The sequence below is a fragment of the Paractinoplanes atraurantiacus genome (assembly GCF_900215205.1).
Taxonomy (GTDB): Bacteria; Actinomycetota; Actinomycetes; order Mycobacteriales; family Micromonosporaceae; genus Actinoplanes; species Actinoplanes atraurantiacus.
On record NZ_OBDY01000023.1, the window covers coordinates 1 to 24525 of the forward strand.

Annotated in this window: 24 protein-coding genes, 1 pseudogene and 1 riboswitch; of the genes and pseudogenes, 14 read left to right on the plus strand and 11 right to left on the minus strand. The window is 69.3% G+C overall.

The features are described 5' to 3' along the window. Positions 1–691: sigma-70 family RNA polymerase sigma factor (locus CRP55_RS36335; RefSeq protein WP_097326470.1), on the minus strand; the 691-nt coding region annotated here is incomplete at its 3' end. Between the two features lie 269 nt (positions 692–960). On the opposite strand from CRP55_RS36335, the gene CRP55_RS36340 reads away from it, so the two are divergent. From CRP55_RS36340 to CRP55_RS36355, 4 genes are read left to right on the plus strand one after another with little or no spacing between them, the layout of a single operon-like run. Further along, the gene (locus CRP55_RS36340) at positions 961–1752 is read left to right on the plus strand and encodes an SDR family NAD(P)-dependent oxidoreductase (RefSeq protein ID WP_097326472.1); all 792 of its coding nucleotides are present in this window, start codon (positions 961–963) and stop codon (positions 1750–1752) included. Between the two features lie 49 nt (positions 1753–1801). Next, a complete protein-coding gene (locus CRP55_RS36345; RefSeq protein ID WP_097326681.1) occupies positions 1802–2218 on the plus strand; it encodes an ATP-binding protein in 417 nt (138 codons plus the stop codon). A 28-nt stretch (positions 2219–2246) separates the two neighbouring features. Further along, a complete protein-coding gene (locus tag CRP55_RS36350; protein ID WP_097326475.1) occupies positions 2247–2558 on the plus strand; it encodes an STAS domain-containing protein in 312 nt (103 codons plus the stop codon). A gap of 15 nt (positions 2559–2573) precedes the next feature. Further along, positions 2574–3791, plus strand: a complete 1218-nt coding sequence (locus tag CRP55_RS36355; protein ID WP_438865841.1) for an SLC13 family permease — start codon at positions 2574–2576, stop codon at positions 3789–3791. A gap of 143 nt (positions 3792–3934) precedes the next feature. On the opposite strand, the gene CRP55_RS36360 is transcribed toward CRP55_RS36355, so the two are convergent. The 3 genes from CRP55_RS36360 to CRP55_RS36370 all read right to left on the minus strand — a co-directional run bounded on the left by CRP55_RS36360 (position 3935) and on the right by CRP55_RS36370 (position 7013). Then, complete coding sequence (locus tag CRP55_RS36360; RefSeq protein WP_097326480.1) at positions 3935–4837, minus strand: intradiol ring-cleavage dioxygenase; 903 nt, start codon at positions 4835–4837, stop codon at positions 3935–3937. 80 nt (positions 4838–4917) lie between these two features. Continuing rightward, positions 4918–6465 (minus strand): cation:proton antiporter, encoded by a 1548-nt coding sequence (locus CRP55_RS36365; protein WP_097326482.1) that lies wholly within the window; start codon positions 6463–6465, stop codon positions 4918–4920. A 26-nt stretch (positions 6466–6491) separates the two neighbouring features. Continuing rightward, on the minus strand, positions 6492–7013 hold the full coding sequence (locus CRP55_RS36370) for a TetR/AcrR family transcriptional regulator (RefSeq protein ID WP_097326485.1): 522 nt from the start codon (positions 7011–7013) through the stop codon (positions 6492–6494). Positions 7014–7092: 79 nt separating this feature from the next. Here CRP55_RS36370 and CRP55_RS36375 point away from each other — a divergent pair, with 79 nt between their 5' ends. Continuing rightward, positions 7093–7953: an SDR family NAD(P)-dependent oxidoreductase gene (locus CRP55_RS36375; RefSeq protein WP_097326487.1), complete on the plus strand. Its 861-nt coding sequence runs from the start codon at positions 7093–7095 to the stop codon at positions 7951–7953. Here the strand turns inward: CRP55_RS36375 and CRP55_RS36380 are convergent. After that, on the minus strand, positions 7918–8658 hold the full coding sequence (locus CRP55_RS36380; RefSeq protein ID WP_097326489.1) for an SAM-dependent methyltransferase: 741 nt from the start codon (positions 8656–8658) through the stop codon (positions 7918–7920). The genes CRP55_RS36375 and CRP55_RS36380 overlap by 36 nt on opposite strands. Positions 8659–8721: 63 nt before the next feature. Next, positions 8722–8805, plus strand: a riboswitch (ZMP/ZTP riboswitch). A gap of 20 nt (positions 8806–8825) precedes the next feature. On the opposite strand from CRP55_RS36380, the gene CRP55_RS36385 reads away from it, so the two are divergent. The 5 genes from CRP55_RS36385 to CRP55_RS36405 all read left to right on the plus strand — a co-directional run bounded on the left by CRP55_RS36385 (position 8826) and on the right by CRP55_RS36405 (position 14922). Continuing rightward, the gene (locus CRP55_RS36385; RefSeq protein WP_179855476.1) at positions 8826–10253 is read left to right on the plus strand and encodes a glycine hydroxymethyltransferase; all 1428 of its coding nucleotides are present in this window, start codon (positions 8826–8828) and stop codon (positions 10251–10253) included. Between the two features lie 80 nt (positions 10254–10333). Further along, the gene (locus CRP55_RS36390; protein WP_179855477.1) at positions 10334–10819 is read left to right on the plus strand and encodes a DUF433 domain-containing protein; all 486 of its coding nucleotides are present in this window, start codon (positions 10334–10336) and stop codon (positions 10817–10819) included. Further along, the gene (locus CRP55_RS36395) at positions 10794–11156 is read left to right on the plus strand and encodes a PIN-like domain-containing protein (protein WP_097326493.1); all 363 of its coding nucleotides are present in this window, start codon (positions 10794–10796) and stop codon (positions 11154–11156) included. The genes CRP55_RS36390 and CRP55_RS36395 overlap by 26 nt, the downstream gene beginning before the upstream one ends. A gap of 38 nt (positions 11157–11194) precedes the next feature. Then, positions 11195–12217, plus strand: coding sequence for an L-dopachrome tautomerase-related protein (locus CRP55_RS36400; RefSeq protein WP_097326494.1), 1023 nt, complete (start codon positions 11195–11197; stop codon positions 12215–12217). 38 nt (positions 12218–12255) lie between these two features. Then, positions 12256–14922: an AAA domain-containing protein gene (locus tag CRP55_RS36405; RefSeq protein ID WP_097326496.1), complete on the plus strand. Its 2667-nt coding sequence runs from the start codon at positions 12256–12258 to the stop codon at positions 14920–14922. Here the strand turns inward: CRP55_RS36405 and CRP55_RS36410 are convergent. Further along, positions 14885–15385, minus strand: coding sequence for a metallophosphoesterase family protein (locus tag CRP55_RS36410; RefSeq protein ID WP_097326498.1), 501 nt, complete (start codon positions 15383–15385; stop codon positions 14885–14887). The two genes, CRP55_RS36405 and CRP55_RS36410, sit on opposite strands and share 38 nt — an antisense overlap. Before the next feature lie 345 nt (positions 15386–15730). Between CRP55_RS36410 and CRP55_RS36415 the strand changes: the two genes are divergently transcribed. Continuing rightward, entirely contained in the window at positions 15731–17908 is a 2178-nt protein-coding gene (locus tag CRP55_RS36415) for a discoidin domain-containing protein (protein ID WP_097326500.1), read from the plus strand. Positions 17909–17962: 54 nt separating this feature from the next. On the opposite strand, the pseudogene CRP55_RS36420 reads toward CRP55_RS36415, so the two are convergent. From CRP55_RS36420 to CRP55_RS36440, 5 genes and pseudogenes are all read right to left on the minus strand, one after another. Next, positions 17963–18562: pseudogene (locus tag CRP55_RS36420) on the minus strand (DUF4143 domain-containing protein); the annotation flags it as partial. 46 nt (positions 18563–18608) lie between these two features. After that, entirely contained in the window at positions 18609–19226 is a 618-nt protein-coding gene (locus CRP55_RS52420) for a TetR/AcrR family transcriptional regulator (protein ID WP_179855479.1), read from the minus strand. Next, positions 19213–20019 (minus strand): SDR family NAD(P)-dependent oxidoreductase, encoded by an 807-nt coding sequence (locus tag CRP55_RS36430; RefSeq protein WP_097326502.1) that lies wholly within the window; start codon positions 20017–20019, stop codon positions 19213–19215. The genes CRP55_RS52420 and CRP55_RS36430 overlap by 14 nt, the downstream gene beginning before the upstream one ends. Before the next feature lie 67 nt (positions 20020–20086). Next, positions 20087–20713 (minus strand): hypothetical protein, encoded by a 627-nt coding sequence (locus CRP55_RS36435; protein WP_143235168.1) that lies wholly within the window; start codon positions 20711–20713, stop codon positions 20087–20089. 109 nt (positions 20714–20822) lie between these two features. Beyond that, positions 20823–21563 (minus strand): substrate-binding domain-containing protein, encoded by a 741-nt coding sequence (locus CRP55_RS36440; RefSeq protein ID WP_097326507.1) that lies wholly within the window; start codon positions 21561–21563, stop codon positions 20823–20825. 141 nt (positions 21564–21704) lie between these two features. On the opposite strand from CRP55_RS36440, the gene CRP55_RS36445 reads away from it, so the two are divergent. Genes CRP55_RS36445 through CRP55_RS36455 form a run of 3 tightly spaced genes read left to right on the plus strand, consistent with a single transcriptional unit; the run spans position 21705 to position 24491 of the window. Next, positions 21705–22700, plus strand: coding sequence for a sugar ABC transporter substrate-binding protein (locus CRP55_RS36445; protein ID WP_245923598.1), 996 nt, complete (start codon positions 21705–21707; stop codon positions 22698–22700). Position 22701: 1 nt separating this feature from the next. Beyond that, positions 22702–23718 carry an ABC transporter permease gene (locus CRP55_RS36450; protein WP_097326512.1) on the plus strand — a complete coding sequence of 339 codons (1017 nt, stop codon included), beginning with the start codon at positions 22702–22704 and terminating at the stop codon, positions 23716–23718. Beyond that, on the plus strand, positions 23715–24491 hold the full coding sequence (locus CRP55_RS36455; protein WP_097326515.1) for an ATP-binding cassette domain-containing protein: 777 nt from the start codon (positions 23715–23717) through the stop codon (positions 24489–24491). The genes CRP55_RS36450 and CRP55_RS36455 overlap by 4 nt, the downstream gene beginning before the upstream one ends. Positions 24492–24525: the final 34 nt, after the last annotated feature.

Consider the following 24525-nt stretch of genomic DNA (forward strand, 5'->3'; position numbering starts at 1 on the left):
AGAAGCGCAGGGTGAGGATCTTCTGCTCGCGCTTGTCGAGGGTGGCCAGGGCGGGGCCGAGGGCGACGCGGGTCTCGGCGAGTTCGAACTCGGTGTCCTCGCCGCCGAGGGTGTCGCCGAGCTCGGTGGTGCCGTCGGCCGAGATCGGGGTCGACAGGGAGGTGGCGTTGTAGGCGCGGGCGCCTTCGAGGCCTTCCAGGACGTCTTCCTCGGTGACGCCCAGGTGGGCGGCGACGTCGGCGACGGTCGGGGAGCGGCCGAGGCTGTGGGTCAGGGTGCTGTTGGCCTCGGTGATGGCCAGGCGCAGCTCCTGCAGGCGGCGCGGGACGCGGACGGACCAGGTGCGGTCGCGGAAGTGGCGCTTGATCTCACCGATGATGGTGGGGATCGCGTAACCCGCGAAATCCACTCCACGTGAAGGGTCGAACTTGTCGATCGCCTTGATCAGGCCGACGTTGGCGGTCTGCACGAGGTCGTCGGTGGGCTCGCCGCGGCCGGAGTAGCGGTGGGCGAGGTGGCGGGCCAGCGGCAGCCAGGCCTCGATCGCCCGGTCGCGCAGGGCCGCGCGGGACGGGTGACCGGCCGGCATCGCGGCCATGGCGTTCAGCAGCTCGGCGGCGCTGTCGACGGGCGCCTCGGCGCCGGCCGGAATCGTCTCCGCCTCAGCAGAAGTCTTGGTCGTGACGGTCATGCTCTGGTCCTCCCTGGCACCTACCGGAGAGCCGGTCCCGCCGTTCTTGCTGGCTGGACCCGTTCGGTCGGGTGTCCCTCTATCTCGTCGACGGTGATCGATCCGATAACCATCGACCCGCACACGTGGCCGTTCGGATATGACGACCCTAGCCGAGAGGGCCAGGAAAGACTAGCCGAAAGTATGAGTTACTTTGCGTGATAGCAACTATACGGAGCGGATCTTGCTCGCGGTCGATTGGATCGCCGCGATCCGGGCACGCCTTTGACATGACTTTCGCAGTGGTGACAGGTGCCTCGAGTGGCATCGGATACGAGCTGGCACGCCAATTCGCACAGAACGGCTTCGATCTGCTGATGGTGGCCGAGGACGACGGCATCGAGCAGGCCGCGGCCGACCTGCGCCGCGACGGCGAGCGCGAGGTGATCGCGGTCCGGGCCGACCTCGCCACGTTCGAGGGAGTGGAGCAGGCGTACGCGGCGATCCGCGGCGCCGGCCGCCCGGTCGACGCGATCGCCCTCAACGCGGGCCGTGGGCTCGGCGGCGACTTCACCCGGGAGACCGACCTCGAGGACGAGCTCGAGATCATCGCCGTCAACGTGACCTCGACCGTGCACCTGGCCAAGCGGGTGCTGCCCGACCTGGTCGCCCGCGGCGCGGGCCGGGTGCTGTTCACCTCGTCGATCGCGTCGATGATGCCCGGCACCTATCAGGCGGTCTACAACGCGTCGAAGTCGTTTGTGCAGTCGTTCGCCGAGGCGCTGCGGGCCGAGCTCAAGGACTCCGGGGTCACCGTCACCTCGCTGATGCCGGGCCCGACGGACACGCAGTTCTTCGAGCGGGCCGAGATGATGGACACCGCCGTCGGCACCAGTAAGAAGGACGACCCGGCCCAGGTCGCCGAGCAGGGCTTCAAGGCGCTGATGGACGGCGACGAGAAGGTCGTGGCGGGCTCGCTCAAGACGAAGGTGCAGGGTGCGGCGTCGAAGGTGATGCCGGACAAGGCCAAGGCCGAGATGCACCGCAAGATGGCCGAGCCGGGCAGCGCCAAATCGGATTAGTACATAAGGGCCAGTGTCAGGGGCCACGGAACGGGCAAGTATGGACGCCATGACTTCGCTCCGCGTCTCGGTTCCCTTTCCGGCCGCGTCGGAGCTGCGGTGCTGGAAGCTGGACGAATTCGGTGAGCTGCGCGGTCTGCGGGCCGCCCTTCGCGAGGCGATCGCTCGGGTGCCCGCGGCGGCGCAGGACGATCTGACCGACAAGGTGGCCGTGGTCGCCACCGAGCTGGCGACCAACGCGCTGCGGCACGGGCTGCCACCGACCGAGGTTCGCCTGCTCCGGCAGGCGGACCGGCTGATCATCGACGTCGCCGATCACAATCTGGAGGCGGAGCCCCGGTTGGCCGAGGGGCGCCCGCTCGGCGCCGGCGGCCTGGGTCTGCAGCTCACGCGCACTTTCGCGATCGACGTCGGGTGGTACACGACCGACGATGCCAAGCATGTCTGGGCCAGCTTCCCGGGCTGATCCGATCGAGTGCTGGTAGAAAAGGCCCGTGGCTGATTCCTACAAGATCGGCCAGGAGCGGACGGCCGACGGTGCGGCCACCCTCCTGTGCATCGACGGTGAGCTGGACATCAACGCCCGTGACGATCTGCGGGCGGCGATTCTCGGCGCGGTCGACCGCGGCGACGTCGTGGTCGACCTCGGCGGCACGACCTTCCTCGACTCCGAGGCGCTCGGTGCGCTCATCGACGGCTACAACGCGGCGGTCTCCGGCGGCACCGGCTTCCGCGTGATCAAGGCCACCGGCGTGGTGGCCCGCGTTCTCGGCGTCTCGGGTGCGGGGGAGCTGTTCGGCTCGTAGTCTCCCGCGGTGGACCTGATCATTGCGGCGATCCTGCTCGCCGGCGTGCTGGCGTTCGCGGTGATCCGCCCCCGCGGGCTGCCCGAGGCGGTGGCCGCGGTGCCCGCGGCCGTGATCGCGGTCGCGGCCGGCCTGGTCCCGCTGAGCGACGCCTGGGCCGAGCTGCGTGAGCTCGGCCCGACCGTCGGCTTCCTGGCCGCGGTCCTGGTCGTCGCGCATCTGGCCGACGAGCACGGCGTCTTCCGATACGCGGGCCGGATCACGGCCGGCCTCAGCCGGGGCCGCCCGGTGCGGCTGCTCGGCGCGGTCTTCGTGGCGGCCGCGCTGACCACGGCGGTGCTGAGCCTGGACGCGACGGTCGTGCTGCTCACCCCGGTCGTGCTGGTGACGGCGGCGCGTACGGGGGTCCGGTCGCGCCCGCCCGCCTACGCGTCGGCCCATCTGGCCAACTCGGCGTCGCTGCTGCTGCCCGTCTCCAACCTGACCAACCTGCTGGCCTTCGCCGCCAGCGGCCTGACCTTCCTCGGTTTCGCGGGCGTGATGGCGCTGCCCTGGGTGGCCGTGATCCTCGCCGAATACGTCGCCTTCCGCTGGTTCTTTCGAGACGATTTGCGAGTACGGACGGAGCCGCGGACCAACGGCGAGGACGGCCCGGCTCCGCGATACGCGCTGGTCGTGCTCGGCCTGACCCTGGCCGGTTTCGCGGTGGCGCAGCCGCTGGGCGTCCACCCGGCCTGGGTCGCGGTCGCGGGGGCCATCGCTCTCGCCGTACCCCTGCGGTCGTCGCCGTTGACTTTGATCCGTGAGGCGAACCCGGCCTTCTGCGCCTTCGTCCTGGCCCTCGGCGTCGTCGTGGCGGCGGTCCGGGTGCACGGGCTCGGCTCGCTCATCGACCATCTCGTGCCCGACGGCGAAGGGCTGGGGGAGATGCTGGCCATGGCCGGGCTCGCCGCCGTGCTGGCCAACCTGCTGAACAATCTGCCGGCCACGCTGGTGCTGCTGCCCGGCGTGGAGTCGTCGCCGGGGCTGCTGCTGGCGATGCTGATCGGCGTCAACGTCGGCCCGAACCTGACCTACGTGGGCTCGCTGGCCACGCTGTTGTGGCGGCAGATTCTGCACAACGAGGACGCGGCTCCGGACGCGCGCGTCTTCCTGCGGCTGGGGCTGCTGACGGTGCCGACCGCGCTGGCCGCGGGCGTGCTCGCGCTGTGGCTCGCCCTGCTGATGATTTAGGGGCGCACCCCACGCCGCCGCTGCCGGGATCGGCCCGGGGATGGCCGAGGTGATCCGGTGGGGGATTCGGTGGCGGGGGTGCGACCAACGCAGTCAGTCTTGTCGATGCCCGGTGTTACAGGCAAGTAAAACTGGTTACGGAACTATGCACTGCTCGGCCGTACGCCTCCGGGATCCCCGCCGCCGCCCGGAGCCGCGCCACCGCTGGGCGTGGTCGACGTGTCCACTTTGGCGGTCAGCGACACGGTGAAGCCGCTGGTCACGTCGCCGCCGGCGGTGCCGAGCTGGAGGGCGGCCGAGTCGTCGCCGAACACGTTGTCGTCGGCCAGGCTCACCTGGCTCAGGTTGGTCACCGATTTGGAGTAGCCGTTCGTGGCGTACACCAGATCGCAGGTGGCCTTGGGCAGTGCCACCTGGGAGGTGGCGATGGCCTTGGCCGAGTCGGTGATGTCGGCCTGGCTCGGGTAGACCTCGAAGTGGATGTGCGGCCATCGTCCGCTGTAGCAGGCCGGGAAGATGCTGGTGAACGTCACCTTGCCCGAGCTGTCGGCGATCTGGACCCCGCGCAGGTAGTTCTCGCCGGTGATGCCGTCGGAGTAGAGCGAGTAGTTGCCGTCCCGGTCGCAGTGCCAGACGTAGACGGCGACGTCCTTGAACGGCGCGTCGTCGTCGGCCATGTCGAGGATCGTGAGTTCGAGCGTCATGGGCACGCCCTCGGCCGTCCCACTGGCGGTGCCGAAGCTGGAGCGGATGTCGCTGCGGACCACGCCGCTCTGCTCGAGCACGTCCGGCCCGTTCGAGCCGTCGCCGGGGTAGGGGCCGGCGGTCTCGTCCGGGATCTCGCCGGTGCTCGTCGACGCCGCGGTCGTGGCGGTGCTCGACTCCTTGCTTCCGCAGGCCGCGAGTCCCAGTGCGGCCGCCCCGATGCCGAAGCCGCGCAGCATGTTGCGCCGGCTCATCACGGTGCCCAGGTCGAAGGCCAGGCCCTGATCGGTCAGCTCCTCGTCGGGGCGGGGAAGTCGCCGTCCCTCGTACCGCTGCGTCATCCGTCAGCTCCTCGTCGTGTTGCCGCACGTTTCGATCGAGCCTAGGAAGATTTTTTATGTGAAAGGTATGAATGCCCTGTTCAGGACGTATGCCGTGCGGCCTGTCGGAGGTCCAGCTCGTCGATGATGTCGCGGGCCACGTCCTGGTCCACCTTGTGGTCGCGGACCGCGGTGGCCAGGGCGAGGCGCTGGGCGTCGAAGCTCGCGTCGAAGTCGGCCGCCGGCTGGGCGGCGGCCCCGGCGACGATCTGCTCGGCCGCCTCGCGCTCAGCTCGTTCCTCGGCTTGTTCGGCGGCCAGGTCGAACTTCAGCCCGCGGGCCAGCCAGCCGATCGTGGTGCCCTGGATCAGCAGGGTGCCAAGCGTGACGATCAGCGCGATGGCCTGGATGGCGTCGCGGCCGGGGAACGGCGCGCCCGAGGCGGTGTGCTCGGGGACACCGGCCGCGGCGGCCAGCGTGAGGATGCCGCGCATGCCGGTCCAGCCGACCAGCAGGGTCTCCTTGCGTGTCGGCGGTTCCTGCGGCTTGACGCCGCGCTTGCGGCGCTCCTCCTCGCGCAGCTTCCAGCGGGCGCGGTAGTACACGTCCTCCTTGACCCGGCGCTTGCGGCGCGCGTCCCGCTGCCGGTAGCGCTCGAACAGCACGAACACCCCGAACAGCCGGAACAGGATCGCCACCACCAGCAGCACCCCGGCCGCGACCAGGGTGCGGGTCAGGCCCGGGTCCTCCTCCTTGGCCAGATCCTGAAGGACGAACTTCAATTGCAGGCCGATGTACGCGAAGACGAAGGTCTCCAGCAGGAAATCGAGCACCGGCCAGACGTTGTTCTCCTGGATCCGGGTCAGATAGCCGCCCGGATACTGGAAGTTCGGGTCGAGCGACAGGTTCAGCGTGATCGCGAAGGCGGCCGCCACCACGGCCAGGATGCCCGAGGCGTGCGCTTCCTCGGCGGCCAGGAACGCGGTGAACGGCACGAGCAGCACCAGCGTCGTCTCGAGCGTCGGATTGCGCAGCCGCTTGCGGATCAGCAGGGCGGCCGAGGCGAAGGCGCCGCCGATGAGCAGCCCGAGGATGGCGTTGCGGAAGAACTCGCCCACGCCGCCGCCGAAGGTCGCGTGCTCGCCGTTGACCGCGCCCACGGCGATGGCGAACAGGGTCAGCGCGGTGGCGTCGTTGACCAGGCTCTCCCCGGTGAGCACCGAGGTCGCCCGTTTCGGAAGCCCCATCTCCTCGCCGTGCGAGACCGTGGTGATCGTGTCGGGCGGCGCCAGCACCGAGCCCAGCACGAAGGCGGTGGCCAGCCCGATCGTCGGCAGGATCCACGACGTGACGTAGCCGAGCACGCCGGCGGTCAGCACCACGAGGATCACGCCCAGGTTGATGATCGGCCGCAGGTTCGCCCCGAACGACGCGAACGACGCCCCGCGGGTCGCCGAGTAGAGCAGCGGCGGCACCACGAGCGCGAGGATCACCTCGCTCTCCAGCTCCAGCCGCGGCACGCCGGGGATGAAGGAGGCCGCGGCCGCGAGCACCACGATGATCCAGCCCGGCTCCACGCCCCGCCGCTTGGCGAGCGACGAGACCGCGATGCCACAGCCGATGATCAGCAGGATCTGTACGCCGTTCACTTGATCAGGCTAGTGAAAGATCGCGCTCAGGGGTGCAACCCGGCGCTGACGATCCGGATCATGCGCCCCCGGTCGGGGGCGGCGACGCACGCGTTCAGCAGCGCCTTCACATCGGCGCGGGTGACGTCGGCTCGTACCGCTCCGGCCTGCTGAGCCTCCGTGAGCAGGGCCGACTCCAGGCCTTCGAGGTCGTGGCCGGTGCGCGCGGCGGCCGCCTCGATGTCGAAGCCGCCGCCGCTGAGCGCCTCGGCCAGACCGCGATCCTGGGTGGCGCGCCCGGCCAGGAAGGCGAAGAAGCGGTAGAAGGCGTCACCGGGTGTGTCAGTGCGCCGGATCCGCTCGGCCTCGGCGTAGATCTCGGCCACCTCGGCGCCGACGATGGCCTCGAAGAGGCTTTCCTTGGTGGGGAAGTGCCGGCTGACCGTGCCGGTGCCCACCCCGGCCCGGCGGCCGATCTCCGCGACCGAGACGGACAGGCCGTCCTCGGCGAAGGCCGTCATGGCCGCCTCGATCACCTTGGCCCGGTTGCGCTCGGCGTCCGCCCGCACATCGTCTCCTTGCTAAACGGGATGGCTATCCCGCATAGTCGTAAACGGGACAGGCATCCCGATTATAGGAGGGTTCCGCATGTGGACCACTGCCGACATTCCTGACCTGACCGGCCGGACCGCGCTGGTCACCGGCGCCACCTCCGGGCTGGGCCTGATCGTGGCCCAGCGGCTGCGGGCGAAAGGGGCGACCGTCATCGCGGCCGGCCGCACCGACGTGGACCTGGGTGATCTGGCCTCGGTGCGCGCGTTCGCGGCCGGGATCGACCATCCGATCGACCTGCTGGTCAACAACGCCGGGCTGATGATTCCGCCGTACGGGAAGACCGTGGACGGCCGGGAGCAGCAGTTCGGCGTCAACCATCTCGGGCACTTCGCGCTGACCGGGCTGCTGATCGACCGGCTGGCCGGGTGTCGGGTCGTCACGGTCGCCAGCAATGCGCATCGCGGCGGCACGATCGACTTCGACGATCTCGACTGGGCGCGTGGCTACGACCGGATGGCCGCGTATCGCCGGTCGAAGCTGGCCAATCTGCTCTTCGCGTTCGAGCTGGGGCGGCGCTACCCGGGGATCGTCAGCGTGGCCGCCCATCCCGGCGCGGCCCGGACGCCGCTGATGCGCCACAGTCCCTGGCATTTCCGGTTCGTCACGTCAGAGCGTACGAAATGGGCGTTCTCGTGGTTGATCCAGAGCGCCGAGGCGGGAGCCCAGCCGTTGCTGCGAGCGGCGACGGACCCGGCGGTGAAGACCGGCGAGTATTACGGGCCGGACGGGTGGGGGCAGTTCACCGGGCGGCCGGTGGCGGTCTCCGCGGCCGCCGAGGCTTACGACACCTCGCTGGCGGCGAGGCTCTGGGAGACCTCGGAGCGGCTCACCGCAGTGCGGTGGCCGCCACCTGACCGGTCAGCGCTCGATCAGGGCGAACACGCCCCAGCCTAGGTAATCGCGCTGGTAGCGGACGTGGCTCACCGGGGCGGTGTCGAGCTCGGCCCGCATCTCGGCGTGCAGGGGATCGGTCGGGTTGGCGTCGAGCCAGCGCCGGATGTTGAGCCAGTGCGCCGCCTCGTAGCGGTCCCAGTCGTCCTGGTTCGAGAGCATCATCTCGACCACGTCGTAGCCGAGGTCGCCGAAGTGCGCGACCAGGCCGGGCAGGTCGCGAAGATCGTCCTTCGCGGCCATGTGGCACGCCGTGACCGTCTCCTGGTCGGGTGGGTCGAGCCGCCAATACGGCTCGCCGATCAGGAGCATGCCGCCCGGTTTGAGACTGCGCTGGATGATCTTGATGGTGCCCTCGATGCCGTCGCCGATCCACGTCGCTCCGATGCAAGCCGCGATGTCGGACTTGTCGGGCGAAACGAACGTGGCCGCGTCACCGTGGCGGAACTCGACGCTGACGCCGAGCTCGGTCGCGCGCTGCGTCGCTTCCGAAACCCACGTGGTCGAGATGTCCACTCCGACGCCGGTGATGCCGTAGTCGCGGGCCCAGGTGCACAGCATCTCGCCCCGTCCGGAGCAGAAGTCGACCAGCGTCGTGCCGGGCGTCAGCTTGAGGACCCGGCCGAGGTCGGCCAGCTTGGCCGGCGAGAAGGGGTTGAGGATCCGGAGGTCACCCTCGCGGATGAGGAACTGCCGTGGGAGATCCATATGAAGGCCGACCCTATGAAGCGGCTCACGGCGCACGCAAAGGGTTTTCCGCCCGGTATGCTGGGCCCGGGCCGTGACTGGCGCGTTCGGATGGGCCAACCATCGGGGAGCGGCTCCTCTGACCTGCCGTGCGCCTGGGCCTCTTCATCCGTGATAGGGAGGTCCTTGTGTCTGCTGAGCTGAACCCCGAATCCACCGCTTTCCGCTCCGCCCTCGAGGTGGTCCGGTCCGTCGAGCCCCGCATCGCCGACGCGATCGCCAAGGAGCTCCACGACCAGCGCGAGTCGCTGAAGCTGATCGCCAGCGAGAACTACGCGTCACCGGCCGTCCTGCTCGCCATGGGCAATTGGCTCTCCGACAAGTACGCCGAGGGCACGATCGGCCGCCGCTTCTACGCCGGCTGCCAGAACGTCGACACCGTCGAGGCGGTCGCCGTCGAGCACGCCAAGGCCCTGTTCGGCGCCGAGTACGCGTACGTCCAGCCGCACTCCGGCATCGACGCCAACCTGGTCGCCTACTGGGCCATCCTGGCCGACCGGGTCGAGGTGCCCTATCTCAAGAAGTTCTCCAAGCGGCAGGTCAACGACCTGACCGACGCCGAGTGGGCCGAGCTGCGGGCCGCGTTCGGCAACCAGCGCATGCTGGGCATGTCGCTCGACGCCGGCGGCCACCTCACCCACGGCTTCCGCCCGAACATCTCCGGCAAGATGTTCGACCAGCGCAGCTACGGCGTCGACCCGGCCACCGGCCAGATCGACTACAAGGCCCTGCGCGACACGGCGAAAGAGTTCAAGCCGCTGATCATCGTGGGCGGCTACTCGGCGTACCCCCGCAAGGTGAACTTCGCGACCCTGCGCGAGATCGCCGACGAGGTCGGCGCGACGTTCATGGTCGACATGGCGCACTTCGCCGGCCTGGTCGCGGGCAAGGTCTTCACCGGCGACTTCAACCCGATCGAGCACGCACACATCGTCACCACGACGACACACAAGAGCCTGCGCGGCCCGCGCGGCGGCGCCGTCTTCGCCCAGGAGTCGCTGGCGTCCCAGGTCGACCGCGGCTGCCCGATGGTGCTGGGCGGCCCGCTGGCCCACGTCATGGCGGCCAAGGCGATCGCGTTCGCCGAGGCCCGGCGCCCCGAGTTCGCCACGTACGCCCAGCAGATCGTCACGAACAGCCAGGCGCTGGCCGAGGGCCTGCTCAAGCGCGGCGTCCAGCTGGTCAGCGGCGGCACCGACAACCACCTGGTCCTGATCGACGTGCACCCGTTCGGCCTCACCGGCCGCCAGGCCGAGCAGGCCCTGCTCGACAGCGGCGTCGTGACGAACCGCAACGCCATCCCGAACGACCCGAACGGCGCCTGGTACACCTCGGGCATCCGCATCGGCACCCCGGCGCTCACCTCCCGCGGCCTCGGCGCCGCCGAGATGGACACCATCGCCGAGCTGATCCACACGGTCCTGTCCAGCACGAAGCCGGCCGAGGGCTCCAAGGCCAAGTTCCAGCTCGACGAGTCCGTCTCCGACAGCGTCAGCAAGCAGGCCAACGAGTTGCTGGCCGGCTTCCCCCTCTACCCGTCGGTCGACCTGGGCTGACCAAGATTTCTCCTGGTCCCGGGAGCCGCCAGGTTCCCGGGACCAGCCTGTGGGGCTTCCCGTGTGACATGCTTCCGTTCGTGGCGCTCGTTGAGGCGTACGTCCTCCGGTCCCTCCGCGCGCTCCATCTGCCGACGCACAAGATCCGCGATGCGGCGGCTGACATTCGCGAACAGTTCGGTACGGAGTTCGGTCTGGCCACGCGCCGCATTGCGACCGATGGCGTCGACATCTTCGTGCACTATCTCGACTCCGATGAGGTGGCCCGAGCCGGCGATCGCCAGATGCCGATCAGAGCGGTCATCGATGACTACCTCAAATACATCGTCTGGGATGAGGACGACGAGTTCCCCAAGCGCCTTACGCTGCGCCGTTACGATCCGGCGATCGCCGAGGTGGTCATCGATCCCCGTTTCGCCTGGGGCGCCCCCATCGTGGAGCCGGCGAAGGTTCCGGTCGATGCGGTGCTCGGCATGTGGCGGGCGGGCGAGGCGCCGGAGATCGTCGCTGACGAGTATGGTCTCAGCCTTGACCAGGTCAATGCTCTCATCCGAGTCGCAGCCTGAGTTCTTCTCGGACCGCTGCCTCGGCCGGGGCACGTCACGGCTTTTGCGGCAACAAGGCTGGATCGTGCACGACATCACGGACCACTTCGAGAACGACGCACAAGACGTCGGCGACCCGGAGTGGATGGAATACGGGCTGAGTCGTGGCGGGTCCTTGCTGAGTCAGGACAAACGAATCCGGAATCAGGTCAGTGCCCTGGGGCTTCTGAACGACCACAGCGGGCGAATCTTCTGCCTCAGCAGCGGCAACCTCCTCATCTCCGACCGTGCTGAGCGGTTTCAGGCGCTGGCCGTAGGCGGTTACCTGAGCCGAGGCCGGGTATCCGGCCCTGCGTGACTGAACTGGAAATCGTACATACTTTCGAGTCGGGGCCGATGCCTACCGGTGTCAGCGTCTCGCACAGCGGGCGTGTCTTCGTCAATTTCCCCAAGTGGGGTGACGACGTGCCGTTCACCGTCGGGGAGATCCGGGACGGGCAGGTGCATCCCTTTCCCGACCAGGACTGGAACAACCCGCGAGACGACGCCGACGCCGAGGCGCTGGTGTCGGTGCAGAGCATCGTCGTCGACCCGGCCGACCGGCTGTGGATCCTCGACACGGGCAGTCCGATGTTCCAGCCGACGAAGCCCGGCGGGCCGAAACTGGTGTGCGTCGACCTCACCACCTCTCAGGTCGTCCGGACGATCACCTTTCCGGACGACGTCGCGCTGCCGACGACGTATCTGAACGACGTCCGCTTCGACCTGCGGCGCAACGCCGCCTACATCACCGACTCGTCCGACCAGGGCCCGAACGGCCTGATCGTGGTCGACCTGCAAACCGGTGAATCGTGGCGGCGCCTGCACGACCACCCGTCGACGAAGGCGCTCACGCCGCCCGACATGCTGCCGATCGTCGAGGGCCGGCCCTTCATGCAACGCCCCGCCGACGGGTCGCCGCAGCCGGTGAAGATGGGCTCGGACGGCATCGCGATCGCCGCCGACGGCTCACGGATCTACTACTGCCCGCTGATCTCCCGCCGCTGGTACAGCGTCTCCGCGGAAGCCCTCTTCGACCGTGGGGTGAGCGACGCCGACGTGGCGGCCACGGTGGTGGACGAGGGCGACCGGGGCGGCGCCGCCGACGGCCTGGAGACCGACGATCAGGGCCGGTTCTACCTGACCAACTGGGAGCACAACGCCGTCCTGCGCCGGCTGCCCGACGGCACCGTCGAAACCCTGGCCCACGATCCGCGTCTGCTCTGGCCCGACACGATGTCGGTCGCACAGGGCTATGTGTACGTGACGGCCAACCAGCTGCACCGCCAGGCCGACTACCAGAACGGCGAGGACAAGCGCCGCTACCCGTACTTCCTCTTCCGCATTCCGATCGACGCGGGCCCGGTCCGGCTCCGCTGATTGCCGGACCGGAGCGCCGGGGCGGTAGCGTCGGCGCGGTGCAGGCGTCGCGTGTTCTTGCTGCCCTGGCCGAGCTGGCGCCGGCCGGTGGTGATCGCGTGCTGGACGTTACGCGGGGTGGGCTGCCGTTCGTGTGGCTGGACGCGGCACACAAGGCGCCCCGCAAGGCTGAGGTCAACCGGCTGGCGGCGCTGGGGGCCCTCCACAAGGAGGAGCGGCCGCTGCGCGTCGGGTGGGGGTTCCTCGCCGGCAAGACGGAGATCGACGGCAAGCTGACGAAGATCCGGGTGCCCCTGCTCAGCCAGCCGGTGCAGCTGGTGCGCGGCATCGTGGGCTACACGGTCGCGCCGGCCGGCGACCTGGAGATCACGCCGCTGATCGCGGACCGGGAGCTGGCGGCGGCGTTGGAGGCGGCGCCCGGTGTGGCCCAGCCGGGATGGCTGGAGGCCACCGGCACCAAGGCGTGGTTGTGGTCGGCGGCGCGGGCCACCGGGCTGACGGTCGACGCGCTGGGCACGAGCCGGCGGGCGCCGGGCGATCGGGTGGTGCTGATTCCGTCGGCCGCGCTCTACGTCGTGCGGGACGTCTTCGGTGCGGGCCTCGCCGACAGTCTGCGCAGCTGGGCGGGCCGCGATGTGACCGGCACAGCGCTGGCCGCAATCTACGCCGATGACCGAAGCGAGCCCGGGGCCGCCGATGACGAGGCGGTTCTGTCGCCGTTGCCGTTGACCCGGGCGCAAGCCGAAGTGGTGGCTCGGGCCCGGACGGCGCCGATCACCGTGGTGTCGGGACCGCCGGGGAACGGCAAGAGCCACACCGTCGTGGCGGCGGCACTGGAGGTGGTGCATCGGGGCGGGTCGGTGCTGGTCGCGACGCAGTCGCCGCATGCGGCCGAGGTGCTGGCCCATCTGCTGGAGCGCTATCCGGGGCCGGTGCCGGTGCTGTTCGGGGACGCGGGCGGGCGGGAACGGCTCGCGGCCGAGCTGGCGGCCGGGTCCGGGCAGGGCGTCGGCGAAAGGCAGCTTCGCGCGGATGTCGCGGCCGTTCGTGAGGCGCTTGATTCCGTACGCCGTCAGCGCGCGCTCATCGTCGGCGCGCTGGAGTTGGAGCTCAGTGCGGCTGAGCTGCCGGATTGGCAGCCGCTTCTGCCGGCGCTGGCCGCCGAGGTACCGGGCGCTTTCGACGTGACGACCGAGATCGACCGTGTGGCGGGGCGGTTGGCCAAGGGGGCGGTTTCGCGCTGGTGGACCCGGTTGCGGTTGGGTGCGCGAGCCGGCGTACGGGATGAACGGATTGTCGAAGCAATGAAAGCGGCCACCTCGCAGCGGGCGGCGGCTCGGCTGGCGGCTACCGGTGGCACGGAGCTGGAAGCGCGGTGGGTGGCGCTGCATGCGGCGGAAGCCGCGCTGGCCGAGGCCGTCGGTGCGGCCATGCGGGACGCGGCCCGTAGTGAGAAGCGCTGGGACCGTGACGGGCGGCGTGGGGCGGCGGCGCTGGCCACGGCGTTGCGGGCCGGGCGGAACCGTCGGCGGGAGCTGCTCGCCAAGCTGGACGCGCCGCCTCTCGTGCGGGCGCTGCCGTTGTGGATCGGGACCGTCGCCGACGTGGAGGATCTGCTGCCGGCCGCGCCGGGGATGTTCGACCTGGTGGTGCTGGACGAGGCATCCCATGTGGACCAGGTCCGGGCGGCGCCGGTGCTGGCGCGGGCCAAGCGGGCGCTTGTCGTGGGTGATCCGCGGCAGCTGCGGTTCGTGAGCTTTGTGAGTGACGTCGAAGTGGCGGACGTGCTCGAACGGAACGGGGCCGACGAGCGGCTCGACGTCCGGCGGGTCAGCGCTTTCGACCTGGCGGCGGCTGCGGCGCCCACGACCTGGCTCGAGGAGCATCACCGCAGCACGCCGCATCTGATCGGTTTCTCGGCGCGGCGTTTCTACGGCGACCGGCTCTGCGTGATGACCCGGACGCCGGTGAGCGAGAGCACCGACGCCATCGACATCGTCCGAGTTTCCGGCGACGAGGTCGGCGCGGTCCTGAAGATCGTGGAGGAGCAGCGGGACTCGGGAAGCATCGGGGTGATCTCGCCGTTCCGCCAGCAGGCCGAGGCGCTCGAGGCGGCGCTCGTCGAGGCGTACACCGTGGATCAGATCGAAGCTCTGGGTTTGCGGGCCGGCACGGTGCACGCGTTCCAGGGCAGCGAGGCCGAGGTCGTGATCGTCTCGCTCGGCCTCTCGCCCGGCGATCCGCCCGCGCGGCGCCGCTTCGTCGCCGACCCGCATCTGTTCAACGTGATGATCACCAGGGCTCGGCGGAAGCTGATCGTGGTCACCACCCTGGACAAGACCGAAGGGCTTTTGAGCGATTTCTTGGCGTACGCGGCCACGCCGCTCCCGGGCGCGGCCGAAACCGCGAACCCCGGCGGCTGGCCGGGCGAGCTCGCCGCCGAGCTGAAGCTGCTGGGCGTCGAGGTGCGGCCCGGCTACCGGGTCGGCCCCTGGACCATCGATCTGTGCGCCGGCGACATCGGCGTCTTCTGCGGCCCTCACCCCGACGGTGCCACCGCCCACCTCGACCGGCAGCGTGCGCTGCACCGGGCGGGCTGGCGCCTGACCGACGCTTTCGCCAGCCGCTGGTCGGGCGATCCGCGACGCGCGGCCCTGGAGGTGGCCGCTATCGCTGGGGCAGCCGATGCAACTCGACAGCCGTGAGCCGGCCGCCCGCGACGTCCGCGGTCATGAAAGTGGCGTGCGGCTGGCGCCTCCGGTCGGTCGGCGAACCCGGGTTGAGCAGCCGTAACCCCGTACTGGCAATGGTGTCCCAAGGAATGTGGGAGTGCCCGAAGACGAGCACCTCGACGTCCGGGAACCGCGCGGCGCACCTCTGTTCGCGCCCCTGGGCCTGCCCGGTCTCGTGGACGACGGCGATACGGACCCCGTCCAGATCCGCGTACGCGATCTCCGGAAGCCGGCTTCGCAGCCCCGCCCCGTCGTTGTTCCCGTAGCAGGCGATCAACCGCTTCGACCGTGCCTCGAAGGCGTCGAGCGCCGCCTCGTCCACCCAGTCGCCCGCATGCACCACGACGTCGGCCGCGTCGATCGCCGACCACAGCGGCGCGGGCAGGTCACGAGCCCGCTTGGGCAGATGAGTGTCGCTCGTCAGGATCAGTCGCATGGAAACGGTTATCCCACGGGAAGCGCTTTCCGAACCATGATCGGCGGAATTGCCGCTTTTCCCGCAGCGTGGCGGAACCGGTTCCGGAGTCTCCGTTATTCGGCCTCCGGCCGAGGGACGGGCGATCACCGTCGGGGCATTGAGCTGGACGGATGCCCGAAGGGGCAGGTGGCCGGGGCAAATCGGTGTGACAACCGCAAGTCCGCAACAGTTCCGGAACCGTGACGAGCTATGGACAACTGTTAATGAGCGTCCTTAGCGTCGATGCCGGGGGAGCGCTCTCCCCGTACTTCCCTGCCAAGCGCAAGCAGTCCCCCTTGCGCCATCCCCGTCCTAGGAGAAGTAATGATCAATGTGCGGAGACGCTCCCCCTGGCGCCTCGCCGCCGCCGGCGGCCTGGTGGCCGTCGTCGTGGCCGGCTACGGCACCGTGACCGCGGTCGGCGCCAGCGCCGCCGAGACCCTGCTCTCGCAGGGCAAGCCGGCGACCGCGTCCTCGACCGAGGCGGCCGGCGCCTACGCCGCGTCCGAGGCGGTCGACGGCAACACCGGCACCCGCTGGTCGTCGGCCTTCTCCGACCCGCAGTGGCTGCAGGTCGACCTCGGCAGCTCGCAGGCGATCACCCGGGTCGAGCTGAACTGGGAGACGGCGGCGGCCAAGGCGTTCCAGATCCAGGTCTCGGACAACGCCAGCAGCTGGACCAACGTCTACTCGACGACCACCTCGGCCGGCGGCGTGCAGTCGCTGAACGTCAGCGGCACCGGCCGCTACGTGCGCATGTACGGCACGCAGCGGACCACCGGATACGGCTACTCGCTCTGGGAGTTCAAGGTCTTCGGCGGTGGCGGCACCACCAACCCCGACCCGATCCCCGGCGGCGGCAGCCTCGGCGCGAACGTCGTCGTCTTCGACCCGTCGATGTCGTCGGCCAGCATCCAGGCGCGCGCCGACCAGATCTTCCAGCAGCAGGAGACGGCGCAGTTCGGCACCGGGCGCTACGTGCTGGCGTTCAAGCCGGGCACCTACAACGGCCTGAACATCCAGGTCGGCTTCTACACCTCGGTGGTCGGCCTCGGCCAGAACCCGCAGGACGTGCGGATCAACGGTGACATCACCGTCGACGCCGGCTGGTTCCAGGGCAACGCCACCCAGAACTTCTGGCGCTCCACCGAGAACGTCTCGGTCTACCCGGTGAACGGCGCCAACCGCTGGGCCGTCTCGCAGGCCGCGCCGTTCCGCCGCATGGACATCCACGGCGACCTGAACCTGGCCCCGAACGGCTACGGCTGGGCGTCCGGCGGCTACATCGCCGACTCGCGGATCAGCGGCTCCGAGGGCCAGTACTCGCAGCAGCAGTGGTTCACCCGCAACAGCCAGATCGGCTCGAACACCAACGCGGTGTGGAACCAAACCTTCGTCGGCGTGCAGGGCGCACCGGCGGCCAGCTACCCGACACCGCCGTACACGGTCATCGGCCAGACCCCGGTGATCCGCGAGAAGCCGTACCTCTACCAGAGCGGTTCCGACTACGCGGTCTTCGTGCCGAACCTGCAGAGCAACGCGGCCGGCGCGACCTGGGTCAACGGCAACACCCCCGGCACGTCGATCCCGCTCAGCCAGTTCTACGTGGCCAAGCCCGGCGACACCGCGGCCCGGATCAACCAGGCGCTGGCCCAGGGCCTCAACCTGATCTTCCAGCCCGGCATCTACCACGTCGACCAGACGATCAACGTGACCCGCGCCAACACGGTCGTGCTCGGCCTCGGCTACGCCACGATCATCCCCGACAACGGCGTCACCGCGATGCAGGTGGCCGACGTGGACGGCGTGAAGATCGCCGGTGTCCTCTTCGACGCCGGCACCACCAACTCGCCGAACCTGCTGGTCGTCGGCCCGTCCGGCTCGTCGGCGTCACACGCCGCCAACCCGACCACGATCCAGGACGTCTTCTTCCGGATCGGCGGCTACATCGCCGGCAAGGCCACCAACAGCCTGCTGGTGAACAGCAACAACGTCATCATCGACCACATCTGGGCGTGGCGCGCCGACCACGGCAACGCCGGCACGTACGGCTGGACGATCAACACCGCCGACAGCGGCCTGATCGTCAACGGCAACAACGTCACCGCGTACGGCCTGTTCGTCGAGCACTACCAGAAGACCGAGGTGCTCTGGAACGGCAACGGCGGCCGCACGTACTTCCTGCAGAACGAGCAGCCGTACGACCCGCCGTCCAACGCCGCGTGGCGCGGCGACGGCGTGCTCGGCTACCCCGCCTACAAGGTCGCCGACAGCGTGCAGTCGCACGAGGCCTGGGCCATGGGCAGCTACGCCTTCTTCAACGTCAACCCGGCCGTCCACTCGGCGAACGGCTTCCAGGCCCCCACCCACGGCGGCGTGAAGTTCCACAACATCTTCACCATCTCCCTGGCCTCCGGCACGATCGACCACGTCGTCAACAACATCGGCGCCCCGGCCCAGGCCAGCAACGTCACCCCGTCGACAGTCACCAACTTCCCCTGATCGCCCTCTCCCACTGAGCACGGCGCCGCGAGCCTCTCGCGGCGCCGTCTCCAGTTATGCGGCCACCTGCCACAGCGCGCTGACGGGCACGGCGCGGAGCTTGTCGCCGAACGGCAGCGTCGAGGTTCCGGTGTAGAGAACGACCCCGGCAACGAAGTGCTGCTCGGACCATGTGAGCTGCCGGGACAGCTCGGACAGAACGAATGACTCGAGCAGCGAGCCGAACGGCGCACCCGGTCGCAACACTGCGCGGGCGTCGACCGCGACCTCGTTCGCCGCGATGCCCGAGTCGACGAAAATCATCTTCGGAGCCGCGGTCGCCTTGGTGCCGAGATTGCGCGACCATCCCGGGATGCGCTTGACGAGGAAGATCTCCTCCAGCGCCTGCAGATGGCGCTTGATGGTGGGCCGGCTCAGCCCCAGCGACGACTCGAGCGACCCCGCCGCGATCAAGGTCGCGGAGCGAGCGGCAAGCAGGCACACCAACTTGCGGAGCTCGCCCTTGTGCTGAATGTCGTCGAAGAACCGTCCGCGTCGCCGATCGTCGTCCCGGGTGGTCGCCTCGGGCAGGCCCCCACGGACGATTCTGGCCGCGTAGTCGGCGCGGGTCACGGTTGACTCGTGCCGGAGTGCCGGCCCCAAAGCGAAGATAGCTCGATGGTCTCCATTCTCCGCAGCCGCGCGATCCTGCGCCCGACGATCAGACTTCCGATTTGCCGGGTCCTGCTGCCGACTGGAGGGACGCGAGCGGGAAGCCGGACTCGAGGTAGGCCAAGGCCTGGGCGAGGGTGTCGCCGGTGGGGGAGGGGCGCTGAAGGGCGGCGTGCAAGGTGCCGGTGAGGGCGCCCAGGAAGATGTGCGACTCGAAGTCGGAGGTGGGGCGGCCGGTGCGGGTCAGAAGGGAACGGGCCAGCCTGGTGATCACGCGGTCCAGTTCGTCGGACTGGGCCTGGCGCAGGGACGGGATCTCGGCGATCAGCGCGCGGCGCTGAGCCTCCGACTGGCGTTCGGTGCGGGACAGGCCCGTGCGTACGGCCTGAAGGAAAGCGGTCAGCAAAGGCAGGCCGGCCGGCTGTTCGGCCAGGGCGGCCAGCATGGTCTCTTCTAGGTCGTCGGCCAGGACCAGGCGTTCCTTGGTCGAGAAAAAGCGGAAGAAGGTGCTGGGCGAGACGTCGGCGGCGGCCGCGATCTGCTCGGTGGTGGTGGCGGCGTAGCCCTGGTCGGCGAACAGGCGCATGGCCTGGGCGCGGATCTCGGCGCGGATCCGGGCCTTCTTGCGCTCGCGCAAACCGGGCCGGGGGTGGTCAGGCGCGGACACGGTCGATGAGCTCCTCGGTTGTCTCCCACAACTGGCGTTCCAGGGTGGCGTCTCCGGCCGGCGCTACCGGTGTGATCGGCTTTCCGGTTCGTGCGGAGAAGTATCCGCCGGTCACGGTGGCCAGCGCGGGGTCGGTGGCCAGGCGAACGATGCCGGCGGCACCGCGGCGGGGGTCGCCGATGTGCAGGGTCTTCAAGAGCTTTTCCAGTACGGCGGCGCCGGGCAGCTCCCGGCCCAGGCCGGTGGTGTTGAAGCCAGGGTCGAGGGCGTTGGCCGTGGCGGTGGTGCGCCGGGCGAGCTCGTTGCTGAACATGATGTCGAGCAGCTTCGTGCGTCCGTAGACCGCGGAGGAACCGCGCCGGGTGAACGATGCCGTGTCGGTCAGGGCCGTGGGCAGCGTGAACGTTCCGTGGTGGCGGGACGCCTCGGACGCGACCGTGACGATCCGTTTCAGCGAGGTGCCGAGCAGTTCGCGGGTCAGCAGCCACGGCGCCAGATAGTTGACCGTCACCATCTCGGGCAGGCCGGCCGGCGTGGTCCGCGCCTCGAAGCCGTGCAGCCCGGCGTTGTTGATCAGAACGTCGATCTCCGGGTGGCGCTCCCGGATCGTCTGGGCCGCCGCCCGCACCTGGTCGAGGTCGCTCAGGTCAGCGGCAACGACATCGGCGCCGGCCAGCGCCGGGACTTGCGACGGGTCACGAACGATCAGGACGAGGTCGTACCCCCGGGCGGCCAGTTCGCGCGCGGCGATCTCGCCCAGGCCCCTGGTGGCTCCGGTCAGCACAGCTTTCATATTTTGACAGTACTACCAAAAGACAGAACCACCACCTTATGTGGCACGCCGGTCGGCACACTCCCGGTTAGGGCGCCCAGAACTCATGGTGCCGGGAAGGCCGGGAAGGTCGGGACGCCTCGTACAGGCGCACCACCTCCGCGGTCCGCCGCACCAGCGCCGGCACGTCCGCGTCCGGCCGGTAGAGCGCGGCCCACAGATCCGCCTCCAGGGCGAGCGCGGGCGCCTCCCACGGCTCCACCGGCATCGGATCCTCTTTGCGTTCGATGGCCCGCAGGTAGGCCCGGAAGACGAGATCGTCGGCGAGTTCCTCGTCGACGTGCACCTGGGAGCGCAGGCCGGCCGTGTCGGGTCGCAGACCTCCAGTGGACGACCAGTCGATGAGTTCCGCGACGATCTCATCCCCGGTACGCGGGCCGGCATGGACGTAGACCGAGCACGGCTCGCTGGGGCGAGGCAGGTGGGTGAGCGGCCCGGTGGCGCCGGGGACGGCGGTGCACATCACGAGGCAGTCGCTGTCCGAGACGTGCGCGGCAAGGGCCGGGTGACCGGTCGACTCCACGAGGGCGGTCGTCGCAGCGCGCAGGTCCGGTTCGTCGAAACGGCCGTTGGTCTCGACCATCTGCCAGTCGTCGCCGAGCCGGCGCAGCCATCGGTGGCGATACCCGAAGGCGAGCATTGCGTCGTGCTCCACGAGCGGACGGGGCGAGCGGCCGACGACGATGGTTCCCCATTAACCCACGGTCCGAATCCTATGCGGAATCCCGGCGGCGTCGCCCCTTCACGGGAGGCGGAGCGCTGGGTCAGAGTTCGCCCGAGCCGCGCGGGATGAGGGTGGTGGGGATGCGGATCTCGCGTGGGGGGCCGGAGTGGCCTTCGATGCGTTCGAAGAGGGCGGCGGTCGCAGTGCGGCCCATGCGGGCCGGATCTTGGGCGACGACCGTGATGGCCGGGTCGAGGAGGTCGGCCAGGGGGAAGTCGTCGAAGCCGACCAGTGCGACCGAGCGGTGGCGATCCAGACGGCGCAGGGCTCGTACGGCGCCCATGGTCAGGGTGTTGTGGGCGGCGAAGATGGCGGTCGGCGGGGTGGGGCCGCGCATCAGGGTGACCACGGCTCGTTCGGCGGCGGCCTGATCGTGCAGATCGTGCACGACGGGGCCGGGGCGGCCGCCGAGGGCGCGCAGGTAGCCGCGATAGCGGTCGTGGGAGGCGGGGCGGATTTCGCCGTCGCCGAGATAGGCGATGCGGCGGTGGCCCTGGGCGATCAGGTGGCGTACGGCGGTGGCGGCGCCGGAGATGTTGGTGGAGACGACGGAGTCGACGGGGGTGGCGGTGGCCTCGACGACGACGGTCGGCATGCGGGTCTGCAAAGGCCCGGCTGAGGCCAGGATCAGGCCGTCGAAGGATTTGGTGAGCGGGTCGTGGGGCTTGCCGGTGAGGACGTGGGCGTTGTGGGCCCGGGCTTCCTCCTCGATGGCCCGGTGCAGGGCCGCCGAGAACGGGTTCGAGACGTCGTCGAGGAAGACGCCGATGGTCCCGGTCATATGGACCTCCGTCGATGTCGATCACTGTACGCAACGCATCGTTGACATGTAGTCAACCTCGGCGTCTACTGCGGAAGCAACAGCTAAATCGGTGGAGGAGGCATGTCTCGCAGACGAAGGATGGTAGCCGCAGGCTGCGTGATGACGTTGATGCTCGTGCCTACGGCCGCGTGCAACAGAGGGTCCGGCGAGGATGTCGTCGGGCTGATCACCAAAACCGACACGAATCCGTTCTTCGTGCAGATGAAGAAGGGCGCCGAGGCGGCGGCCGAGGAGCAGAACCTCGAGCTGCAGAGCTTCGCCGGCAAACAGGACGGCGACAACGAGGCCCAGGTGCAGGCCATCGAAAACCTGATGTCCTACGGTGCCATCGGGTTTCTGATCACCCCGAACGACTCCAAGGCGATCGTGCCGTCGATCGACAAGGCGCACGAGCAGGACATGCTGGTGATCGCCCTGGACACCCCGGTCGACCCGCCGAACGCGGCCGACGCCACCTTCGCCACGGACAACTACCAGGCCGGCAAGCTGATCGGGCAGTGGGCCAAGGAGAGGTTCGCGAAGGACGGCAAGCAGGCGAAGATCGCCATGCTGGATCTCAACGCCAACCAGGTCTCCGTCGACGTCAAGCGTGACCAGGGCTTCCTCGACGGCTTCGGCATCGACATCAAGGATCCCAACCGGATCGGCGACGAGAACGACCCGCGTATCGCCGGGCACGACGTCACCGACGGCGCCGAGGACGGTGGCCGGACGGCCATGGAGAACCTGCTCCAGAAGGATCCCTCGATCAACCTGGTCTACACGATCAACGAGCCCGCGGCGGCCGGCGCGTATCAGGCGCTGAAGTCGGCCGGGCGCGACAAGGACACCGTCATCGTCTCGATCGACGGTGGCTGCCCCGGCGTGGACAACGTCTCCAAGGGAGTCATCGGCGCCACGAGCATGCAGTTCCCGCTCAAGATGGCCCAGATGGGCGTGGACGCCATCGCGGCGTACGCCAAGGACGGCACCAAGCCGCAGGCCACCCCCGGCAAGGACTTCTACGACACCGGGACCGAACTGATCACCGACGACCCGCAGGCCGGCGTGGAGTCCAAGGACTCGGCGTGGGGCAAGCAGAACTGCTGGGGTTGATATGGCGACAACTGCCACTGCCGACTTCGACGTACGCAAGAACGACTCGCTCGCCCTGCGCGTGCAGCACCTGCTGCACGCCAACCCGGTCCTCGGGCCGCTCGCCGTGCTGATCGTCGCGATCATCGCCTTCTCGATCGTCAACGGCCGCTTCCTCACGGCGACCAACCTGTCGCTGGTCCTTCAGCAGGTCACGGTCATCGCCGTGCTGGCGCTGGGTCAGACGCTGATCATCCTGACCGCGGGCATCGACCTGTCGGCCGGCGCGATCGCGGTCTTCTCGTCGATCCTGATGGCCACCTTCTGCGTCGACGCCGGCATGCCCGGCATCATCGCGCTGCTGCTCGGTTTCGCCTGCGGCACCGCGATGGGCGCGATCAACGGCTTCCTGGTCACCCGGATCAAACTGCCGCCGTTCATCGTCACGCTCGGCACGCTGACCATCTTCTTCTCGCTCAACGCGGTGGTCAGCAACAGCGAGACGGTGCGCGGCACCGACATGCCATCGCTCATGACGTGGACCGGCAACTCGATTCCGATCGGGAACTTCCGGCTGACGTACGGGTCGATCATCATGCTCCTGCTGTTCGCGTACTTCTTCTATGCGCTCTCCCGGACGGCCTGGGGCAAGCATGTGTACGCGACGGGCGACGACGCGGAAGCGGCGCGGCTCGCCGGCATCCAGACGGGCCGGGTGCTGTTCTCGGTCTACACGGTCGCCGGCCTGCTGTACGCGATCGGCGGCTGGATCCTGATCGGCCGGCTCGCCTCGGCCAGCCCCAACGTCGGCGTCGAGTACAACCTCGACTCGATCACCGCGGTCGTGCTCGGCGGCACCAGCCTGTTCGGCGGGCGCGGCAGCGTGATCGGCACGCTGATCGGCGCCCTCATCGTCGGCGTGTTCCGCAACGGTCTCCAGCTCGGCGGCGTCGAGGTGGTCTGGCAGGGCTTCGCGATCGGCCTGCTCGTGCTGGTGGCGGTCTCCCTCGACCAGTGGATCAGGAAGGTGAAGACATGACCGACACCCCTGTTCTTCAGGCGAAGGGCCTGGTCAAGCGGTACGGGCGGGTCGTCGCGATCAACGGAAGCGACCTCGAGCTCTATCCCGGCGAGATCCTCGCGGTGATCGGCGACAACGGCGCCGGCAAGTCGAGCCTGATCAAGGCGCTGTCCGGCGCGCTCGTGCCGGACGAGGGGCAGATCTTCCTCGACGGGAAACGGGTCAATTTCCGTACGCCGATGGACGCGCGGACGGCCGGCATCGAGACCGTCTATCAGACCCTCGCGGTCGCGCCCGGCCTGGACATCGCCGACAACCTCTTCCTCGGCCGCGAGGAGCGGCGGCCCGGGCCGCTCGGCTCGGTGTTCCGCATGCTCGACCGCAAGCACATGCGGTCGGAGGCGAAAAGGCACATGTCGGAGCTGGGCGTGGCCACGTTGCAGAACATCGGCCAGGCCGTCGAGTCGCTCTCCGGCGGTCAGCGGCAGGCGGTGGCGGTGGCCCGCTCGGCCGCCTTCGGCAGCAAGGTCGTGATCCTCGACGAGCCGACCGCCGCCCTCGGCGTCAAGGAGGGCAACCGGGTGCTGCAACTGATCCGCGACGTGCGGGACCGGGGACTGCCGGTGATCCTGATCAGCCACAACATGCCGCACGTCTTCGAGGTGGCCGACCGCATCCACATTCAGCGGCTGGGCCGCCGGGCCACGGTGATCACTCCGAAGTCGCACTCGATGTCGGAGGCCGTCGCGATCATGACGGGGGCGGCCGAACCGCCCCCGCACACTTCCTGAAATCAAGCCGGCCGCCGCGCTTCATTTGCGCGAC

Excerpts from the sequence above, each read along its gene's own strand:
- CRP55_RS36375 (WP_097326487.1), top strand. The coding sequence starts at position 7,093 with ATGTGGACCACTGCCGACATTCCTGACCTGACCGGCCGGACCGCGCTG.
- CRP55_RS36430 (WP_097326502.1), bottom strand. The coding sequence starts at position 20,019 with ATGAAAGCTGTGCTGACCGGAGCCACCAGGGGCCTGGGCGAGATCGCC.
- CRP55_RS36450 (WP_097326512.1), top strand. The coding sequence starts at position 22,702 with ATGGCGACAACTGCCACTGCCGACTTCGACGTACGCAAGAACGACTCG.
- CRP55_RS36360 (WP_097326480.1), bottom strand. The coding sequence starts at position 4,837 with ATGACGCAGCGGTACGAGGGACGGCGACTTCCCCGCCCCGACGAGGAG.
- CRP55_RS36455 (WP_097326515.1), top strand. The coding sequence starts at position 23,715 with ATGACCGACACCCCTGTTCTTCAGGCGAAGGGCCTGGTCAAGCGGTAC.
- CRP55_RS36400 (WP_097326494.1), top strand. The coding sequence starts at position 11,195 with ATGCCTACCGGTGTCAGCGTCTCGCACAGCGGGCGTGTCTTCGTCAAT.
- CRP55_RS36410 (WP_097326498.1), bottom strand. The coding sequence starts at position 15,385 with ATGCGACTGATCCTGACGAGCGACACTCATCTGCCCAAGCGGGCTCGT.
- CRP55_RS36445 (WP_245923598.1), top strand. The coding sequence starts at position 21,705 with ATGACGTTGATGCTCGTGCCTACGGCCGCGTGCAACAGAGGGTCCGGC.
- CRP55_RS36440 (WP_097326507.1), bottom strand. The coding sequence starts at position 21,563 with ATGACCGGGACCATCGGCGTCTTCCTCGACGACGTCTCGAACCCGTTC.
- CRP55_RS36380 (WP_097326489.1), bottom strand. The coding sequence starts at position 8,658 with ATGGATCTCCCACGGCAGTTCCTCATCCGCGAGGGTGACCTCCGGATC.
- CRP55_RS36395 (WP_097326493.1), top strand. The coding sequence starts at position 10,794 with ATGCTCTCATCCGAGTCGCAGCCTGAGTTCTTCTCGGACCGCTGCCTC.
- CRP55_RS36340 (WP_097326472.1), top strand. The coding sequence starts at position 961 with ATGACTTTCGCAGTGGTGACAGGTGCCTCGAGTGGCATCGGATACGAG.
- CRP55_RS36345 (WP_097326681.1), top strand. The coding sequence starts at position 1,802 with ATGACTTCGCTCCGCGTCTCGGTTCCCTTTCCGGCCGCGTCGGAGCTG.
- CRP55_RS36415 (WP_097326500.1), top strand. The coding sequence starts at position 15,731 with ATGATCAATGTGCGGAGACGCTCCCCCTGGCGCCTCGCCGCCGCCGGC.